1 pseudogene is annotated in these 232 nt (G+C 68.1%); it reads left to right on the top strand.

Annotated elements, in window-relative coordinates:
• Window positions 1-232 (top strand): annotated as a pseudogene (locus tag KVS71_RS19225) (DNA polymerase III subunit gamma and tau); the annotation flags it as partial.

Genomic DNA, 232 nt, shown 5'->3' with positions numbered 1-232 from the left:
GACGACGCCCGCGTCCTCCGCGAGCGGGCGACCTTCGCCCCGAGCCGTGACCGCTTCAAGATCTTCATCCTCGTCGAGGCACACATGGTCACCCCGCAGGGCTTCAACGCGCTGCTGAAGCTGGTGGAGGAGCCCCCGCCGCACGACAAGTTCATCTTCGCCACGTCGGCGCCCGAGAAGGTGCTGGGCACGATCCGCTCGCGCACGCATCACTACCCGTTCCGGCTGGTGC

The sequence above is a fragment of the Microbacterium sp. GbtcB4 genome (assembly GCF_019091465.1).
GTDB classification, from domain to species: Bacteria; Actinomycetota; Actinomycetes; order Actinomycetales; family Microbacteriaceae; genus Microbacterium; species Microbacterium paraoxydans.
The sequence above is the reverse complement of the archived record's forward strand: the minus strand, read 5'-3'. Positions and strand labels throughout refer to the sequence as shown.